The following is an 18,116-nucleotide window of genomic DNA, read 5'->3' as shown; positions in this document are numbered from 1 at the left end:
CTCTAGTCCGCTGCGTCCAGGGTGAAGTGGAAGGCCGTGCCGCCCCATTGCGACGGTCCGGCCCAGATGCGCCCGCCATGCCCCTCGACGATGGTCTGGCTGATCGACAGGCCGACGCCCATGCCGGATGGCTTGGTGGTGGTGAACGGGGTGAAGAGGGTGCGTGACATCTCCGGCGCGAGCCCCGGCCCGCTGTCCGCGACGATCACCTCGACCCTGCCGTTTTCGCCGGGGATGGCGGACAGGCGCAGGATGCGCGCCGGGCTGCCGGCCATCGCCTCCACGGCGTTCTTGGTGAGGTTGATGATGACCTGCTGCAACTGCACCCGGTTGACCAGCACCTTGTCGACGCGCGGATCGACGCTGATGTCCATGTCGAGGCCCCGGCTGTCGACGCCGATGAAGGCCAGCGCCGCCCCCTCCGCCAGCAACAGGCGCAGGGGTTCGGGCTGGCGCATCGTCTCGCCGCGCTTGATGAACTCGCGCAGGGACCGGATGATCTCCCCCGCGCGCAGCGCCTGGGCCGCGCTTTCCGCCATCGCCTCGCGCAGCAGATCGCGGTCCACCGGACCCTCGGCGTCAAGCATGTCGCGCCCCGCCTCCAGATAATTGGCGATGGCGGTCAACGGCTGGTTGAGTTCATGCGCAAGGGCCGACGCCAGCGTGCCCATCGCCGTCACGCGGCCCGCATGGGCCAGTTCCGCCTGCAGGTCCGCCACGCGCCGCTCGGCCTGCTGGCTCTCGGTCAGGTCGCGGATGAAGCCGGTGAACAGCCGCCGCCCCTCGTCCTGCACCTCGCCCACAGACAGTTCGATGGGAAAGGTCGACCCGTCCCGCCGCCGCGCGCTGGTCAGGCGGCCGATGCCGATGATCCGCTTTTCGCCCGTGGACAGATAATGGCCGATATAGCCGTCATGCCTCTCCCGGTCGGGGGAGGGCATCAGCATCGAGATATTCTCGCCCAGTACATCGCTTTCGGCATATTGGAACATGCGCTGGGCCGCGGCGCTGAAGGACACGATCTGCCCGTGCATGTCGATGACGATCAGCGCGTCCGGTACGGTCGCCAGGATCGAGCCGAGCAGCGCCTGTTCCAGGCTGTGCTCGCGCTGCGTCAAGCCTTCCGTCTCATCGTCCGCTACCGCCATGCTCCCACCATGCCGTGGCTTCAGTGCGCCAGCAAGAGCGGAACATGTATCTCGCGCAACATGGCGCGGGTGACGCCGCCGAACACCATTTCCCTGAGCCGGCTATGGCCGAAGGCGCCCATCACCACCCAGTCCGGCTTCAGCGTGCCGACCGCAGCCTTCAGTGCCGCTTCGACGGTCCGGCCATCCTGCGGCCAGCTATGGAACTGGCATTTGATGCCATGGCGGGCCAGATATTCGGGCGCGTCGGTCGCAGGGAAGGGATATTTGCCCGCTTCCTCGACCGTCACGACATGCACCTCCTCCGCCAGCTTCAGCAGCGGCACGGACAGGCGCAGCGCGGCGGAGGCTTCCTGCGAGCCCTCCCACGCCACGACGGCGCGGCCCGTCACCGGAAAGGACTTCGCCTCCTGCGGCACGGCGATCACGGGAACCCGCCCGGCCAGCGCCAGATCGGCGGCCAGGTGCAGCGGGTCGGCGAATTCCCGGCGCGGCCCGGACGGCAGGGTGACGATCATGCCGTCGGTCAGCGTTGCGGCGGACAGCAGGCCATGGACGACATCGCCCTCCACATGGCGCCAGTCCCAGCTCACGTCCTCGCGGCGCAGCCGATCCTCGGTGCGCATTCGCGCCTTTTCATCGATGTCGTAAAGCTCCGCCATCATCGCGGGGGCCATGGACGCGCCGCCATACATGTCGGCCGCCACGAAATCCGGCATGGCGGTCACCTGCACGCAATGGATATGCGCGCCCGATGCGCGGGCGAGATCGCAGGCCGCCTGCAAGCGGCTTTCCGCGCCATGATCTTCATGAATGTGCAGCAGGACCGATTTCATCGTCTGTCTCCCGGCAAGCGTCTCTTCACCCTCTGGCTAGGACTGCCCCGGCGCGGTCGCCATCAGGAATAATCCTTATATCTCTTTCCGCCGCGGAATCCGATTGCAATGGTCATGAGTTGGACGACCATACGCCTTGAACTTGCCCGGACGCCGGCCTTTCCCAACGGATCGGCGGCGCGAAGCTATGTCCTGCGCCTGCCGCTCGGCAGCGGCGGCGTGATCGACGAAAGGGAATATCGCATCCATCCCGAACTGGCGACGGCGCGGCGGTTCTGGCCCAATGAGCCGGACCGGCACGGTACGCTGCTGCACACCCGGCATGGCTGGGCGCTGTCCTATGAGCCGGGGGAGGCGGATGACGAGAAAATCTACCGGCTGGACGCGCATGCCATCCATCCGGGCGCCTATCTGACCCTGACCGACCCGGACGGGGAATGCCTGCCCTTCGTGGTGAAGGGGCTCAGCCCGGCCTGATCGCAGGCGCGCCGGACCGCCGCTTTGGGTCCTGAGCCTAGGCCCGTTCCCATTGCGTCTGCGCGCGGCCATCCTCAAATGCGTCACCCAACCGCAACAGCTTCCTCCAAAAACATCCTATTTCTCCAACAGGGCCCATTCGGCCTGTCCTATTCCGTCCCTGCCGCGCTATCTCGCGTCCCTCTTTGAAACGTCCGATCAAAATCCCGCCTTCGCATACGCGCGCGCTGGCACGCGCGCGCGTACACTGTGAACTTCGACGTAAAACCGCCATTTTCGGCTCGTCATCATCTGAATGTCGATTGGCTCTAAGCCGGCTCCTTCGCCCGCTGCACGATGCTGTCGGCCAGCTTCGCATTGACCTCCGCCAGATGATCGAAATGCGCCTCATAATGCGCCATGCCCTGGCTCATGGAGCGGATCTCGGCTTCCAGCCCCTGCAACCCAGCCTCGGGGAGGAGGACCTCCAGCACGTCCCAATGGTGCCAGCCGTCCCGCATCGTCATCCGCAACATCTGGCCCCTGCGGCTCGCAATGGCGGATGTGATGCGGGACGTGGCGGCGCCCGGACTCATGATCGTCACATGGGCGACCGGTTCCAGCAGATAGGGTGACGCCGCCGCCAGGGCGTCGGCCATGGCGATGCGCCCGGCGGTGCGGAAGGCGAGTTCGGAACTGTCGACGCTGTGGAACGATCCATCCACCAGCACCGCGCAGACATCCACGACGGGAAAGCCGAGCGGCCCCCTTGCGACGGCGTCGATCACGCCCTTCTCGACCGCCGGAATATGTTGCCGGGGCACCGCGCCGCCAGTGATCCGTTCCTCGAAACGCACGCCTTCGCCCCGTTCGAGAGGACGGACTTCCAGCACGACGTCCCCGAACTGGCCATGGCCGCCGGATTGCTTCTTGTGGCGGCCACGCTGGGTCACGGCCTTGCGGATCGATTCGCGATAGGCAATCGTCGGCGCCTGAACGGACACGGCGACGCCGTAACGCCGCTTCAGCCGGTCGATTGCGACGGCGAGATGGTCCTCGCTCATGCCGTGCAGCAGGGTCTCCCGCGAACCTTCATCCTGGTCCCAGTGCAGCCCGGCATCCTCTTCGGCCAGCCGGTTGAGGGCGGTGGAAAGCCGCACCTCGTCCTTATGGTCCTTCGCCGCGATCGCCAGCGCGCAGTTCGCCGCCCTCTTCTCCACCGGCAGGCCGGGCTGCGGGGCCGTGCCGGCCATGCCGATCAGCTCGCCTGCCTGAACGGCCTCGACCTTGGCGATGCCGACGATGGAGCCGGCTTCGGCCGCCGGGATCTTCGCCGTCGCCATGCCCTGGATCGCGAACAATCCGCCGGGCCTTAATGGCCGCCCCCTGCCGTCGGCCATCTCCGCCCCGTCGGCAAGCGCGCCGCCGAAGATGCGGGCCAGCGCCAGCCGGCCGACCGTCGCCGCATGGGAGATTTTGAAGATCTGCGCCGCTTCGCCCCTGATCGCCAGTCGCTCCGCCGTCCGGGCGGGCGCGGGCGTGTCATGGCGCAGCATCTTCAGCAGCCGCCGGATGCCGAAACCGTTGGAGGCGGACCCGAACAGCACCGGGACGATCAGGCCGCTGGCGGTCTCCCGCGCCAGATCGGCAAAGACGGTCTCCAGGCTGGGCTGTTCGTCGGACAGCAATTGTTCGAGCAACAGGTCGTCATGGTCGGCCAATTGTTCCAGCATGTGGAAACGCGCCGCGCTTTCATCGTCCTTCACATGCGGGGCGAGCGCGACCTGCTGCGATTTCCTGCCCGCCTCATAATGATAGGCGCGCTCCAGCGCGAGGTCGACAAAGCCCGCAACTCGTTCCCCGGCGCGGATCGGGATCTGGCGCGCCACCAGGGCGGCGGTGCTCATCGGCGCGAGCGCCGTCAACAGGTCCTCTATGCTGCCCCGCGCCTGATCGATCTTGTTGACGAACAAGGCGTGCGGGATGCCCGCGCCCTCCAGCCTGCGCAGCACCGGCTGGGCCAGCGCGGCGCGCTCGGGATCGGGATCGATCACCACGACGGCAAGGTCGGCCATGTCGAGCGCAGATGCGCCATCCGCGGCGAAGCCCGGCGCGCCGGGCACGTCGATCAGCGCGAACCGGTCGCCCATCCATTCGAAATGCATCAGGTTGAGTTCGGTGGAACTGCCCCGTTCGCGCGCCTCCGGGCTGGCGTCGCCCGTGCTGTTTCCCGCCTGAACCGATCCCTGGCGCGGGATCGCGCCGGCTATGAACAGCATCGCTTCGGCAAGGCTGGTCTTGCCCGCCCCGGCGGGTCCGACGAGCGCGATGGCCCGGGTGTAACAGCCGCTCATCCTGGCTCTCCTCCAATCCATCCGTCTCTCTTGATGAAGCCGGTCGCTTGGAAGCAGGGATGTTCGTCCCATATCGGCCGGAACGCAAGGGCGAGATCGTCCATCCCATGCTATGGCCCCGCGCAACGATTCATTGGAGAGCGACATGCTGCCCGCCCGAACCTTCAGCATCACCATCGCCCGCGATTGGCGCGCACTTTACGAAATCATCTGGCGGCCGGAATATTTCCCGCGCTGGGCGTCGGGCCTTGCCGAATCCGGCTTGCGGCAGGAAGGCGCGCACTGGCTGGCCGATGGCCCTGAAGGGCCGATCCGCATCCGCTTCACGCCGCATAATGTCTATGGCGTGATGGATCATCATGTCGACCTGGGCAACGGCGAGGAGGTGTTTGTCCCGCTGCGCGTCGTGCAGAATGGCGAAGGGGCGGAAGTCATGCTGACGCTGTTCCGCCAACCCGACCTGGACGATGACCGATTCGCCGCCGACATCCGCTGGATCAACCGCGACCTAAAGGCCCTGAAAGCATTGATCGAAAGCTAGGGTGCACGCAGGCCGACCCGCAAAACACCCTTCTTATACTGCTAATGACTTGCAACATCCTGCTCATTTGGCTAGCGGACGAGCAGCCTTATGGGGGAAAGAATGCATATCCGCTCGTCTGTCCTGTTCGCCACCAGCGCGCTTGCGCTGTTGAGCCAGCCTGCGCTGGCCCAGTCCGAACCTGCAGCCGAGGATGCCGGCCCGATCATCGTGACCGCGGCGCGCACGATCCTGCCCGCCAACGCCCTGCCGATGACCATCGACGTCATCGATCAGGAAACGCTCAACCAGCAGGTCGCAATCGGCGGGTCCATTGTCGATGCGGTGTCCGCGCTGACCCCCTCCTTCTCGCCCACGCGGCAGAAGCTGTCCGGCGCGGGGGAGACGCTGCGCGGCCGCTCGCCGCTCTATGCGATCAACGGCATTCCGCAGACCGCTCCGCTGCGCGACGGAGCGAGGGATGGCTTCACCATCGATCCTTTCTTCATCGACCGGGTGGAGCTGATCTACGGCTCCAATGCGCTGCAGGGGATCGGCGGCACGGGCGGCATCGTCAACCAGGTGACCGTTGCGCCTCCCCAGGCGGATGGACTGACCGGCCGGATGCTGGCGCAGGGCAATGCCGACACCGGCTTTCGCAGCGACGGCATCGGGGGCAAGGTGGCGGGGCTGATCGGCTGGCGTTCCGGGCGGTGGGATGCGACAGTGGGCGCAGCCTATGAGAAGCGCGGCGCCTTTTACGACGGCCATGGCAATCGCGTCGGCACCGACCTGACCCAGGGCGAGACGCAGGATAGCCGGAGTTGGTCGTTGTTCGGCCGCTTCGGCTATGCGCTCAGCGACAGCGCGCGGCTGGACCTGACCATGAGCCGCTTCCAGTTGAAGGGAGAGGGCGATTATGTCGCAGCGGACGGTGACTATCGCGTCGACCGGCCGACCACCTCTGTGCGCGGCACGCCGCCGGGCGTTCCCGCCACCAACCGTACCGAAAGCGCGGCGGTGACACTGACCGACAGCGATTTGTGGGGCGGCAATTTCATCGCCCAGCTCTTCTTCAACCGCTCGCGCGACACCTATGGCGGGGAGGTGGCGCCGATCGCCAGCTTCCAGGACCCGCGCATCGCGCCCAGGGATACGCTGTTCGACCAGTCGCAGAACCGCAGCCGCAAATATGGCGGCAAGATCAGCTATGAACGCGCGATGCCGGGGTTCGAGGCGCTGACCGCCACCATTGGCTTTGACGCGCTCTATGACCTGACCGAACAGCGGCTGATCGCGACCGGTCGGACCTGGGTGCCGCCGACCGACTATCGCAGCCTTGCGCCCTTCGCCCAGTTCAATCTGGCGTTGTTCGACAAGAAGCTGCGCGTGGCGGGCGGATTGCGTCATGAGGATGTGCGCATCAGCATCGACGACTATCACACCCTCTGGACCTATGGCGGCGGCGTCGACGTCGCGGGCGGCAGGCCGACTTTCAGCGATACGCTGCTCAATGGTGGCGTGATCCTGGAACCCTGGGCCGGCATCCGCGCCTATGCCAGCTATGCCGAGGGCTATACCGTGCCCGATGTCGGCCGGATCGCCCGCGCAGTGGCCACGCCCGGCGTCGACATCGACGATTATGTGAATATCAGCCCGATCGTCTCCAACAACCGGGAGATCGGATTCGAAGTGAAGCGAGGCCCGATCGACGCCAGCGCGGCCTATTTCTGGTCCACCAGCAAGAACGGATCGCTGCTGGTGCAGAGCGGCGGGGTGTTCGAGGTCCAGCGTCAGCGGGTGGAAATACAGGGGCTGGAACTGAACCTGTCGGCCAGGACGCCGCTGCCGGGGCTGACCCTCTCGACCGGCTATGCCCATCTGATCGGTCGCACCGACGGATCGGACAATGGCATCGACAAGGTGGATCGCGATCTGGACGGCGCCAATATCTCGCCTGACCGTCTGAACCTGGCCGCCAGCTATGTGCACGGTCCGGTTTCAGCGCGCATCCAGACCCAATTCTTCCTGTCCCGGCAGTTCGAACGGACGCCGGGCGCCTATCCGCCGCTCTACCGGTTCCACGGCTATGACGTGACCGATCTGTCGCTGCGCTATCAGACCCGGTTCGGGGCATTGACGCTCGCGGCGCAGAATATCTTCGACACATTCTACATCGATTATTACAGCCAGACCGTCCGGCCCAATGACAACGCCCATTATTTCGCGGGACGCGGCCGCAATTTCACCCTCTCATGGGACTATAGGTTCTAGTGAAGCTGATCGACACCCTCCATCGCTGGACCGGCGGGCTGATCGGGTTGCTGCTCGCCCTTCTGGGCCTTAGCGGCGCGTTGCTGGTGCATAAAAATGCCTGGACCCTGGCGCCCCACGCCGGCGACCCGCGCGTGGAGGATGTCCGCCAACTGGCCGAGACGACGCAGCGCATCATGGCCGATCAGGTGGGACGGCCCCAGTCGATCAGCTATGCGTCCGATGATTTCGGGTTGCTGAAGCTGCTGTTCGACAATGGCGGCGGCGCCTATGCAGACCAGCGGGGTGCCATGGTGACGCGGTGGAGCAGCCAGTGGGAGCGGCCCGAACTCTGGCTGTTCGACTTCCACCATCATCTCTTTTCCGGCGAGACGGGCGATTGGGTGATCGGCATCGCCGCGCTTTGCGGCCTGTTCTTCGTGTTCACCGGCCTCATCCTCTGGTGGCGCACGCGGCGGACTTTCGAATGGCGCCTATGGCCGGCGCGGATGAGCCGCCCTGCGATCGTGCGGCATCACCGCGATCTGGGCGTCGTCGTCGCGCCGCTGCTGCTGCTGTCGCTGGTCACAGGGGCCGTGCTGGTGTTCCGGCCGATGGCGGCGCTGCTGTTCGGGCCGGGGGCGCCAGCGCAGATCGACACGGCGCTCGCTCCACCGCCGCCGCGCGACGCCAAACTTGGCGAAGGGCTCGATTGGGCGGCCATGGTCATGACGGCCAAGGCGCGCTTTCCCGATGCGGAGTTGCGCAGCCTCAGCCTGCCGCGCAAGGATAATGGGTTGATCGCAATCCGCATGCGGCGGCCGCAGGAATGGCTGCCCAATGGCCGCACCACCCTCTGGTTCGCGGCGGACAGCGGCGCGCTGGTCGCGGCGCGCGACGCCGAGACGCTGCCGATGGCGGCGAAGGGCTATAATCTGCTCTACCCGCTCCACGCGGCGAAGGTCGGCGGTCTGGCGTTCAGGCTGGTCATGACCCTGTCGGGCCTGGCGATGACGTTGCTCGGCACGCTGACGGTCTGGACCTTCTGGTTCAGGCGTCCCGTAAAACCGGCGCGTGCCCGTCAAATGGCGATCAGCGCGTAGGGACGGTCGAACCGCTCCGACAGCACGAACTGCGCGCAATTATAGACCGGAACGCCGCCGGGTGTTTTCCCCTCAAAGGCGCCGCGATGAGCGTGGCCGTGGACGGCGAAGCGGACATTGTCGAACCTGTCGATCGCCTCGGCCAGCCGTGAGGAACCGAGAAAGGGGAAAATCTCCTGCGGCTCCCCCTGCACCGTGTCCACCACGGGCGCATAGTGCAGCACGGCCACGGTCCGTTCCGTCCGCAGGGATCGCAGCGCATTTTCCAGTTTGCGCGCCTCGTTGATCGATTCCTCGACGAAGCCCTTGATCGCGCTTTCCCCGAAAGCGCCAAGCTCCCCCCGGCCGAAACCGCCGACAAAGCCCTTTACCCCGGCAAAGCCGATGCCCTTTATCTCGACCGCCTGATCGTCCAGCACGGTCACGCCCGCGCCGCGCAGTATCTGCGCCACGACCTCAGGCTGGCCGCATTCATGGTCGTGATTGCCCAGTACCGCGACCGTCGGAATGGTGCAGCTTCGCAGGTCTTCGGCCAGTATTTCGGCCTCCCGCGTCTTGCCGAAATTGGTGAGGTCGCCGCATAGCGCCAATATGTCCGCCTGAGCCGAAATCTCCTCGAACATGGCGCGGTAGCGATGTTCGGACGCATCGGTGACATGCAGGTCCCCGACGGCGGCGAGGACAAGGCTGTCCTTGGGCCGCGGCTCACTGGTTGCGATCATGGCTCTCCTCCAGCCCCTTGCCGACCACGTCGGCAAAGCCCCAATCGGTGATGTCGACCAGATAGTCGCGCGGCGACAGCAGCCGTCCCCGGCACACCCGCAGATTGGGGACGGGCAGTTCGGCGCGGGTCTGCAAGCGTCCCAGCAATTCCTCGAACAGCCAGAGCGGAATGCAATGGCGTTCCGTCGGATAGATGAAGCGGAAATTCAGCAGGTGGATGAGCAGCACTTCCCAGTGCAGTTCCATCGCGTCCAGCAGGCGTTGCCAGTCGATATGTTCATGCTGCCGCAGGATGATGTGCGCGACGTCCGCGCCGTCATAGCGGTAGCGGTCCTGGATGAAGACCTTCGAGAGGATGAATTCGGTCGGCGGCGTGATCCGAACCGTCGTGCCATAGACCTCCGCATGGGAGACATCGCGGAACCATTCCTCCGTCACGGGCAGGCTGGCGGAGGAGATGTTGTAGATGACGTCGAAGAAATTGCTGCCGCGCCAGACCTTGCCGATCCAGCGTTCATCCTCGAATTCGACGCGATGCCCCAGTGCCTTGAAATAGGCGAGGATGCGGGGCGCATCGCCGGGCTTGCAGAAGACGTCCAGATCCTTGGTCGGCCGCATGATGCCGGTATGGCATCCCAGCGCATAGGTGCCCGACAGCATGAACGGGATGCCGGATTCCACCAGATGCGCAAGGCTTTCGGCGTAGAATTCGGCAGCCTCCGGCGGGGGATCGAAGGTGACGGGGTACTGGCTCATCACCCTGGGGAACGGACAAGCGGGCGCTTCCGTTCCCCTGCCGGGCAGAAGCCTATCGCATCGTCGGGATGACGAAGCTCTGGTCGATCACCGCGCCGCCGTCGGGCCAGCGCTGTGTGATCTTCTTGGTGCGGGTGTAGAAGCGCACGCCGTCCATGCCGTACTGGTCGAGATCGCCGAAGCCCGAACGCTTCCAGCCGCCGAAGCTGTGATAGGCGACCGGCACCGGGATCGGCACGTTGATGCCGACCATGCCGACTTCGACATCGGCGGCGAACTTGCGGGCATAGTCGCCGTTGCGGGTGAAGATGGCGACGCCATTGCCATATTGATGCTTCGACGGATAGCTGAGCGCCTCCTCGAAGGTCTGGGCGCGCAGGATCTGGAGCACCGGGCCGAAAATCTCGTCCTGATAACTTTTCATCTGCGGCGTCACCCGGTCGATCAGCGTCGGGGCGAGGTAGAAGCCCTCCTCATAGCCCTGGAGCGAGAAGCCGCGCCCGTCGACCACGATCTCCGCGCCCTCATCGGCGGCCATCTGGATATAGCTTTCGACGCGAGCTTTATGCACGCCGGTCACCAGCGGGCCATATTGCGCGTCGGGATCGGTGGGGATGCCGGGGCGCAGCGTTTCGATGGCGTCGATCAGCTTGGCGCGGAAGGTTTCCGCCGTGGCCTCGCCCACCGGCACGACCACCGGCAGCGCCATGCAGCGTTCGCCCGCCGAACCATAGGCCGCGCCGACGATGTCGGCCACTGCCTGATCCATGTCGGCGTCGGGCAGGATGATGCCGTGATTCTTGGCCCCGCCCATCGCCTGGACGCGCTTGCCGTTCTGCGCGCCGCGGGCATAGACGTAATTGGCGATGTCGGACGATCCGACGAAGCTGACCGCCTTGATGGCCGGGTGGTCGAGAATGGCGTCGACCATCTCCTTGTCGCCATGGACGACGTTCAGGATGCCGGCGGGCATGCCTGCCTCTATGGCGAGTTCAGCGAGGCGCACCGGGACGGAGGGGTCGCGTTCCGAGGGCTTGAGGATGAAGGCGTTGCCGCAGGCGATGGCCATGGCGCTCATCCAGAGGGGGATCATCGCGGGGAAGTTGAAGGGGGTGATGCCAGCGGCGATGCCCAGCGGCTGGCGCATGGAATAGACGTCGATGCCCGGACCCGCGCCCTGGGTGTATTCGCCCTTCAGCAGATGGGGGATGCCGCAGGCGAATTCGACGACTTCCAGGCCGCGCTGGATGTCGCCCCTGGCATCAGCGACGACCTTGCCATGTTCGGAGGAGAGCAGGACGGCCAGTTCGTCCATATTCTGTTCGATCAGTTCCTTGAAGCGGAACATGACGCGGGCGCGGCGCTGCGGGTTGGTGGCGGCCCATTCGGGCTGGGCGGCGAGGGCGGAATCCACCGCCTTCTGGAGATGGGCGGCGGTGGCGAGTTCGACCTGCGCCTGGACCGCGCCGGTGGCGGGGTTCAGCACGTCGGACAGGCGGGCGCCGGCGAGCGGGGCGGATTGTCCATGAATGAAATGAGTAATTGAACGCATTTTTCCGGTTTCCTCTCCTGCCGGTGGATGGCTTTGGTATAGACGGGTCAGCTTTGCAGATATACGGGTATGTGGACACATTGGTTGTGCGGATTTGCCAATGCTGAATTCCGACGAACTGCGCCTGTTCCTGGCCGTGATGCGGGAGGGCAACATGCTGGCCGCCGCGCGCCGGGTCGGGGTGGATCATAGCACGGTCGCCCGGCGCCTGACCAATATGGAGGCGACGCTGGGCGCGCGGCTGTTCGACCGCAGCCCGCGCGGGGTGACGCCCACGCCCGCCGCCTTCGCGCTGGTTTCCCATGCCGAGCGGATCGAGAGCGAGCTGCTCGCCGCGATGAGCAGCGTCGCGGGGCGCGACCGGGAGGTGGAGGGGACGGTGCGGCTCGCCACGCCGGAGGCCTTTGCCAGCCATCTGATCGCGCCGCGCGTGGCCGAGTTGCGGGAGCGCCATCCGCGCCTGACGCTGGAGCTTGCGTCCGAAAGCAAGGCGGCCAGCCTGTCGCGGCGGGAGGCGGAGATCGCCGTGATGCTGAAACCGCCACCCAAGGGACGGTTCGTGACCCGCAAGCTGGCCGATTACCGCCTGGGCCTCTATGCGTCGAAAGCCTATCTGGCGCGGGAGGGGGTGCCGACGGGGCGGGGCGACCTGAGCCGTCATGTCTTCGTTTCCTATATCGAGGAACTGGCCGGGTTCGCGGAGATGATCGCGCTGGACCAGCTGTTGCCCGGCGCGGCCATCGTCTTCCGCGCCAGTTCCAGCGCCGCGCAGCATGCGGCGGTGGCGGCGGGGATGGGGCTGGGCGTGCTGCATGTCTTCGCGGCGGCGGAGGACGAGCGGCTGGTGCAGTTGTTTCCGGAGTCGATGCCGGAGTCGATGCCGGAGTCGATGGAGGTGTGGCGCAGCTATTGGCTGGTGATGCATGCCGATCTGCAGAGGCTGCCCAGGGTGCGGGCGGCGGCGGATTTTCTGGAGGAGGTGACGCGGGGGATGCGGGAGCGCTTATAGGGGCGCGGGCCGATCCCCCACCGCCGCCTTCCGCGGGAGATCGGGCGTTCAGGCCGCCATCTTCACGGGGATGGCGGGATCGGCCAGCTTTGTCCGGTCGACCGCGACGCCCTTCAGGATCAGGGTGCGGGCGCCCATGAAATCCCTGGGGCTGTTGATGGCGTCGACCGCGATCACCCGGCCCCCGCGCAGATAGAGGGCGGTGAACGGACCGTTTTCCGGATCGCCGCGCACGACCATGTCGTCGGCATCCCGGTTGAGGCCGGCGGATTGCAGCCTGATGTCATACTGGTCGGACCAGAAGGTCGGCAGCGCGCGATATTCGGCCGGCGCCCCCAATATGGTGTCGGCGGCGGTGGCGGCGGAATCCATCGCATGCTGCACGGATTCGAGCCGCCAGAGCCCGCCCGCATGGGGATTGGGGTGCCGCGCGCAGTCGCCTATCGCCAATATGCCTTCCGCCGAGGTCCGGCAATATCCGTCCACCAGCACGCCGCCGTCGCAGGCGATGCCCGCCTGTTCCGCGAGCGCCGTTTCCGCATCGATGCCGATGCCGACGATGGCGATGTCGACGGGGATTTCCCCGCCCGAGGCCAGGCGGATGGCAGAGACGCGATCCGCGCCGGAAAAGCCCGCAATCCGTTCGCCCAGGCGCAGGTCGACGCCCCGGCGGCGATGCTGCCGTTCGAAGAAATCGGAGAGCAGGGGGGAGGTGACGCGCTGGAGGACGCGGGGCTGCGCCTCCACGACGACGACTTCATGCCCCATTTCGCGCGCCGCCGCCGCGACCTCCAGCCCGACATAGCCCGCGCCGACGAGGCCGACCCGGCCGCCGCCGCGAAGCCCCGCCCGAATGGCGTCCACATCCGCGACGGTGCGCAGATGATGGATGCCCGGCAGGCCGGAACCGGGGCAGCGCAGGGTGCGCGCCCTGCCGCCCGTCGCCAGCACGCACCATCCGAAGCGGATCGTCCGGCCATTGTCCAGTTCGGCGCGCCGCCCGGCGGGATCGAGCGAACGGACCCTGCATCCCAGTTCGAACCGGACCCGCTGTTCGTCCCAATAACCGCTGTCCCGCAGCAGCAGCCGGTCGATCTGCATGGCGCCGACCAGATAGGCCTTGGAGAGGGGAGGGCGGTCATAGGGCAGGCAGTCCTCTTCGCCCGCCACGGCGATGCTGCCGGCAAAGCCCTTCTGCCGCAGCGCAATGGCCAGATGCGCGCCCGCATGGCCGCCGCCGACGATGAGGACGTCCGTTTGCTCGTTCAATGCGATTCTCCTCCCCTGTGCGCGGTCGCCGGGCGACGATCCGGCGCGTTTCCGGGCCGTCGCGGGCGCGCCGCCGCCGCGCCGCGCGAACGGATTGCCGGGCGGCGAGGGGCAACGGCCTGTTTCCCATCGACATTGCGGATCGTTCGGGCCGGCGACAGCCCATGCCGATGCTTCGAAGCTGGGCCAAAATCGTCGCGGCAACTATCCCCTGAGCGCAGGCCTTGCCCTGATCGCGCGGTCTTTTCGGGCGGCAGGCTTGACCCGGCCCTGTAATAAGAGTGTCATCGCGAAAGGGACGAGGCTGTAACGACATCCAGCCATGACGGCCTGCAAAGGGCGGTCGTCCGCGCTTCCGGCACGCTGCGTTCCGGATCGCGGGACCGCCATGTCCGGCGCGTCATTTTCCGGATGTCGATGCAGCCGAGGGAGGGCCGTGTCGATGATCCGTCGCCGGGGTGGGCAGCGTCCACCGGAGCGAGGCAGGCGTTTCAAGCCGGGTCGGGGACCGGGCCAGGGAGGACGAGCATGTTGACGCAAATGGCTGCGCCGAGCCGCTTCTGGAATGGCGAGGCGCTTCCGCTGGTTCAGTGGAACAGGTTCAGCAGCACCGACGCGGGCGATGTCGAGGCGCATATGAGCCGGATGTTCTGCCCCCACAGGCTGGACGTGCAGGGCGGGCGGCCGCCGATCGATTTCCGCCACAATCAGGCGCAGCTCAAGGCGCTGACCTTCAACGCGCAGGATTATGGCAATCCCTTCGGGCGGATTTCCATCGACGTGCCGCAGATGGGGCAGATCTATCTGGTGCAATTCTCGCTGACGGGCACGTCCTTCATCACCCATGACAGGGACAGTTTCAGCCTGGCGCCCGGCGAGATGTGCGTGCTGGCCCCGGATTCGCATTTCCGCCAGACGTTCGAGGCGGGCTACAAGCATTTCACCATCAAGATACCCAAGGCCGATCTGGAGCAGGTGCTGGCGAGCGAACTGGGGTTCCGGCCGGACGATCTGGTCTTTTCGACCCGGCCGGTGCCGCTGGTGGGGGCGGCGCAGGCCTTTGCCCATCTGGTCCGTACTATCTGCGACGACATCGATTACGGGCTGACGGGCTATACCCATCCCCGCGCGAGCGGCGCGGTGGAGGATACGCTGAAGCGCCTGCTGCTGGCGGCGGTGCCGCACAATCATTCCGAACTGTTCGACAGCGCGCCATCCGGGCCCGCGCCCTATTATGTGCGGCGCGTCGAGGATTTCGTGCGGGGCCATGCGTGCGAGGCGATCTCCCTGATCGACATGATCGAGATTTCCGGGGTCAGCGCGCGGTCGCTGCATGCGGGGTTCCGGCGGTTTCGCGGGGTGACGCCGATGGTCTACCTCAAAAATGTGCGGCTGGACCTGGCGCGCAAGATGCTGCTGGGCGGCGTGGAGGAGGGGCATAGCGTGACCGATGTCGCGCTGGCCTGCGGGTTCAGCCATCTGAGCAAATTCGCGCGTGACTATGCGGAGCGGTTCGGGGAGCGGCCCTCGGCTACGTTGCGGCAGTTGAAGGGGTGAGGGGCGGGCGCGTGTCGGTTCTGTTCCGGTGGGATTGAGGTACGGCCTGCTCCTGCGAAGGCACTCGAACGAGACGAGTGGCTCGTGAGAGTCCAGTTCCAGCGGCGGGACTGGGTTCCTTCCTTCGCAGGAGCAGGGTGGAGGTTTGACTCAAGCGCTGCACCGACCATCAGGGCGCGATATGCACCGCGCCGTCGATGATCTCCACCGCGTAGGTCTTGAGCGCGATGGAGCAGGGGGCCGCGCAGGCCGCGCCGGTCCTGATGTCGAAGCTGCCGAGGTGGAAGGGGCAGACGATCCTGCCATCCTCTATCTCGCCTTCCGCCAGCGAGGCTTCGCCATGGGTGCAGAGGTCGTCGGTGGCGAACACCTCCCCGTCCAGCAGATAGACGGCGATGCCGTGGCCGCCGTCCAGTTCGACGCGATGCACTTCGTCTTCGCTGAGATCGTCGATTGCGCAGAGGCGGATCATGGGGCGAACGCCTTCTTGATCGCCCAGGGGGGCGTCGCCACGCCCTGCACGCGCAGGTCCAGCTTCACGGACGTGAATTTCCATTCTTCTTCCTCATATATCGTCAGGCTGTCGTACCAGCCGCCCAGCCAGCGGTCCTCCGGGCCGGAGTCCCCGGCCATGGTGGACAGTTCCCAAAGATACCAGCGGCAGCGCGCCGAGCGGGCGTCTTCCATAAATTCGACATGGGGGGCGACCATATAGTGGATCGACCACAGCACCTGTTCGGCGGCGATGCGGGCGAGGCCCCGGGCAATGGCGGCGGCGCCGTGGAAGGTGGCGAAGCCCTCCGCCGACCAGACCGCGTCCGCGTGGAACAGCGGTCGCATGATCGCCGGATCGTTCCTTCGGTCCGCGCCGTGGGCGTAGCGCGCCACGAGACCTTCCATCTCCTGGCGCGCTTCGATGCGGAACAGCCGTTCCTCCATGGGCAGGGAGGCCATATTCAGGCGGCCATCGGGCGCAGCCCGCGCCATGTCTCCTGCCCGCCATGGACGGCGACGAAGCGCGCCTCCTCGAACGCATAGGGGACGCCGGGGGAGCCGGAATATAGTTCGATATGCGGGGCGACCTCGGCCAGCGAGAGGGCGAGATTGTAGAGGGCGTGGTGGCTTTCCGGCAGCGCGCCCAGCGGGAAGCGGTCGACCTCCGCCAGCGCGTCCGGCAGGCGGGGCAGCATGCGGTCGTAGAAAGCGCGCAGTTCCGCCGCGCTCGATGCCTGCCGCTTGCGCTGGCGCTGGTCGGCGGTGGGCAGGTTCCAGTCGAGGCAAAGGGAGAGGTCTTCGAAGCCGGTGGGCAAAGTGGGTTGCGTCATGGTCTTTTCCCCCTCACGCATTGACATATCGGTCGACCACGGCGGCGCTGTGGCGGATGAGGATTTCGTCGTCCTGGAGATTCTGGACGAGCTTGGCGCGGGACTGCATCGCCCTTTGCGTGTCCTCCATGGTGGCGGTGTCCTCCAGCCAGGCGTTGCGCTGAAGCGTCATCGCATGTTCGATGGCCCAGCGTTCGGCGTTGGTCTTTGGCGGGCGGACATAATAGCGGCCCTCCCAGAGCGTGCGGTTATGGGCGATGGGCCAGAATTGGTGGGTGAACCAGATGCCCTCCGACACATGGATCAGCGTGTTGGGGAAGAGGACGCTGAGTTCGAAGGCGAAATCGTCGCGCTTGTCCGGGTTGATCGCGGGGGGCAGCATGGTTTCGGCGCGCTGGGTGACGAGCGAGGCGCCGGCGATGCTATTGGCGATGCCCGCGACCGGGGTGGGTTTTGCGCCCAGCGTCAGGCAGACGGCGCAGCTGCGGTGCGGGCCCATCAGCTTCACATTTTGCAGCCCGGTGGAGAAGGTGTTGGGGAAGGAGCCGGCATGGATGGTGTCGACATGATAGGCCTCCGCAAAGGCGTCGTGCGCGACCTTCCAATTGCATTCCAGTTCGGTGTGGTAGGTGAACTGGTAGCTGAGTTCGGCAAAGGGGAAGCCCGCGAAATGCGCGGCATAGTCGCCCAGAAAATCGGTCAGGCTGTTGTCCGGATTTTCGGCCAGGTTGACGAAGATGAAGCCTTCCCAGACATCGGTGTGGATCGGGGTGAGGCCGTTCCGCTGCCTGTCGAAACATGGGTAGAAGCGTTCTTCGCTCGGCACATGTTTCAGCGCGCCGTCCGCGCCATAGACCCAGCCGTGGAAACGGCAGGTGACGATGGCCGCCTTGCTGCGGCCGAAGGTTTCCGGGCCGGTTTCGGTGACGACGGTGTTGCCGCGATGCGCGCAGACATTGTGATGGGCGCGCACGACATCGTCCTTGCCGCGCATCAGGATGACCGACGTGTCGGCGGCGGCGAGGCGCTTGACCTTGTAATCGCCCCTGTCGGGGATTTCGTCGACGCGGCCGACGCAGAGCCAGACCTTCCTGAATATCTTCTCCCGTTCCCGTTCATACCAGTCCGGGTCGATATAGGGTTCGATGGAGATGGGCCCCGATCCCAGTTCGGGATGTTCGTGTAACCAGCGATGCGCGTCGTTCATCATCCTGTCCTTGCCGTTGCATCGGTTGTCGTTGCGGCTTCCGAATGC

The 18,116-nt window shown here is 66.0% G+C and carries 17 protein-coding genes; 6 read left to right on the top strand and 11 right to left on the bottom strand.

The features are described from left to right. Positions 1-2: 2 nt before the first annotated feature. Together TZ53_RS08080 and TZ53_RS08075 are read right to left on the bottom strand one after the other, a co-directional pair. Positions 3-1,148: a sensor histidine kinase gene (locus TZ53_RS08080; RefSeq protein ID WP_025548469.1), complete on the bottom strand. Its 1,146-nt coding sequence runs from the start codon at positions 1,146-1,148 to the stop codon at positions 3-5. A gap of 20 nt (positions 1,149-1,168) precedes the next feature. Then, positions 1,169-1,984 (bottom strand): universal stress protein, encoded by an 816-nt coding sequence (locus TZ53_RS08075; protein WP_025548471.1) that lies wholly within the window; start codon positions 1,982-1,984, stop codon positions 1,169-1,171. A 114-nt stretch (positions 1,985-2,098) separates the two neighbouring features. Here TZ53_RS08075 and TZ53_RS08070 point away from each other — a divergent pair, with 114 nt between their 5' ends. After that, on the top strand, positions 2,099-2,461 hold the full coding sequence (locus TZ53_RS08070; protein WP_025548473.1) for a hypothetical protein: 363 nt from the start codon (positions 2,099-2,101) through the stop codon (positions 2,459-2,461). 308 nt (positions 2,462-2,769) lie between these two features. Here TZ53_RS08070 and TZ53_RS08065 read toward each other — a convergent pair whose 3' ends face one another. Further along, positions 2,770-4,794 carry an elongation factor G gene (locus tag TZ53_RS08065; RefSeq protein WP_044660986.1) on the bottom strand — a complete coding sequence of 675 codons (2,025 nt, stop codon included), beginning with the start codon at positions 4,792-4,794 and terminating at the stop codon, positions 2,770-2,772. A 145-nt stretch (positions 4,795-4,939) separates the two neighbouring features. On the opposite strand from TZ53_RS08065, the gene TZ53_RS08060 reads away from it, so the two are divergent. The 3 genes from TZ53_RS08060 to TZ53_RS08050 all read left to right on the top strand — a co-directional run bounded on the left by TZ53_RS08060 (position 4,940) and on the right by TZ53_RS08050 (position 8,670). Further along, the gene (locus tag TZ53_RS08060) at positions 4,940-5,335 is read left to right on the top strand and encodes a hypothetical protein (protein ID WP_044662945.1); all 396 of its coding nucleotides are present in this window, start codon (positions 4,940-4,942) and stop codon (positions 5,333-5,335) included. A gap of 102 nt (positions 5,336-5,437) precedes the next feature. After that, entirely contained in the window at positions 5,438-7,588 is a 2,151-nt protein-coding gene (locus TZ53_RS08055) for a TonB-dependent receptor (RefSeq protein ID WP_044660985.1), read from the top strand. After that, positions 7,588-8,670, top strand: coding sequence for a PepSY-associated TM helix domain-containing protein (locus tag TZ53_RS08050; protein WP_044660984.1), 1,083 nt, complete (start codon positions 7,588-7,590; stop codon positions 8,668-8,670). Before TZ53_RS08055 ends, TZ53_RS08050 begins: the two co-directional genes overlap by 1 nt. On the opposite strand, the gene TZ53_RS08045 is transcribed toward TZ53_RS08050, so the two are convergent. From TZ53_RS08045 to TZ53_RS08035, 3 genes are read right to left on the bottom strand one after another with little or no spacing between them, the layout of a single operon-like run. After that, on the bottom strand, positions 8,649-9,392 hold the full coding sequence (locus TZ53_RS08045) for a metallophosphoesterase family protein (protein ID WP_025548476.1): 744 nt from the start codon (positions 9,390-9,392) through the stop codon (positions 8,649-8,651). The genes TZ53_RS08050 and TZ53_RS08045 overlap by 22 nt on opposite strands. After that, the gene (locus tag TZ53_RS08040) at positions 9,376-10,149 is read right to left on the bottom strand and encodes a nucleotidyltransferase family protein (protein ID WP_044660983.1); all 774 of its coding nucleotides are present in this window, start codon (positions 10,147-10,149) and stop codon (positions 9,376-9,378) included. The genes TZ53_RS08045 and TZ53_RS08040 overlap by 17 nt, the downstream gene beginning before the upstream one ends. A 52-nt stretch (positions 10,150-10,201) precedes the next feature. Continuing rightward, entirely contained in the window at positions 10,202-11,701 is a 1,500-nt protein-coding gene (locus tag TZ53_RS08035) for a CoA-acylating methylmalonate-semialdehyde dehydrogenase (protein WP_044660982.1), read from the bottom strand. Between the two features lie 100 nt (positions 11,702-11,801). On the opposite strand from TZ53_RS08035, the gene TZ53_RS08030 reads away from it, so the two are divergent. Further along, positions 11,802-12,710: a LysR family transcriptional regulator gene (locus TZ53_RS08030; protein WP_044660981.1), complete on the top strand. Its 909-nt coding sequence runs from the start codon at positions 11,802-11,804 to the stop codon at positions 12,708-12,710. A gap of 48 nt (positions 12,711-12,758) precedes the next feature. On the opposite strand, the gene TZ53_RS08025 is transcribed toward TZ53_RS08030, so the two are convergent. Then, positions 12,759-13,979 (bottom strand): NAD(P)/FAD-dependent oxidoreductase, encoded by a 1,221-nt coding sequence (locus TZ53_RS08025; RefSeq protein ID WP_025548480.1) that lies wholly within the window; start codon positions 13,977-13,979, stop codon positions 12,759-12,761. Between the two features lie 528 nt (positions 13,980-14,507). Here TZ53_RS08025 and TZ53_RS08020 point away from each other — a divergent pair. Continuing rightward, positions 14,508-15,536: an AraC family transcriptional regulator gene (locus TZ53_RS08020; protein ID WP_044660980.1), complete on the top strand. Its 1,029-nt coding sequence runs from the start codon at positions 14,508-14,510 to the stop codon at positions 15,534-15,536. A gap of 169 nt (positions 15,537-15,705) precedes the next feature. Here the strand turns inward: TZ53_RS08020 and TZ53_RS08015 are convergent, their stop codons facing one another. Genes TZ53_RS08015 through TZ53_RS08000 form a run of 4 tightly spaced genes read right to left on the bottom strand, consistent with a single transcriptional unit; the run spans position 15,706 to position 18,071 of the window. After that, positions 15,706-16,008, bottom strand: a complete 303-nt coding sequence (locus TZ53_RS08015) for a non-heme iron oxygenase ferredoxin subunit (protein ID WP_044660979.1) — start codon at positions 16,006-16,008, stop codon at positions 15,706-15,708. Further along, positions 16,005-16,490 (bottom strand): nuclear transport factor 2 family protein, encoded by a 486-nt coding sequence (locus TZ53_RS08010; RefSeq protein ID WP_157846849.1) that lies wholly within the window; start codon positions 16,488-16,490, stop codon positions 16,005-16,007. Before TZ53_RS08010 ends, TZ53_RS08015 begins: the two co-directional genes overlap by 4 nt. 2 nt (positions 16,491-16,492) lie before the next feature. Further along, entirely contained in the window at positions 16,493-16,861 is a 369-nt protein-coding gene (locus TZ53_RS08005; RefSeq protein ID WP_025548487.1) for a hypothetical protein, read from the bottom strand. Between the two features lie 13 nt (positions 16,862-16,874). Further along, entirely contained in the window at positions 16,875-18,071 is a 1,197-nt protein-coding gene (locus TZ53_RS08000) for an aromatic ring-hydroxylating oxygenase subunit alpha (RefSeq protein ID WP_226870203.1), read from the bottom strand. Between the last annotated feature and the right edge of the window lie 45 nt (positions 18,072-18,116).

This window comes from Sphingobium sp. YBL2, assembly GCF_000943805.1.
In the GTDB taxonomy this organism is placed as follows: domain Bacteria; phylum Pseudomonadota; class Alphaproteobacteria; order Sphingomonadales; family Sphingomonadaceae; genus Sphingobium; species Sphingobium fuliginis.
The sequence above is the reverse complement of the archived record's forward strand: the minus strand, read 5'-3'. Positions and strand labels throughout refer to the sequence as shown.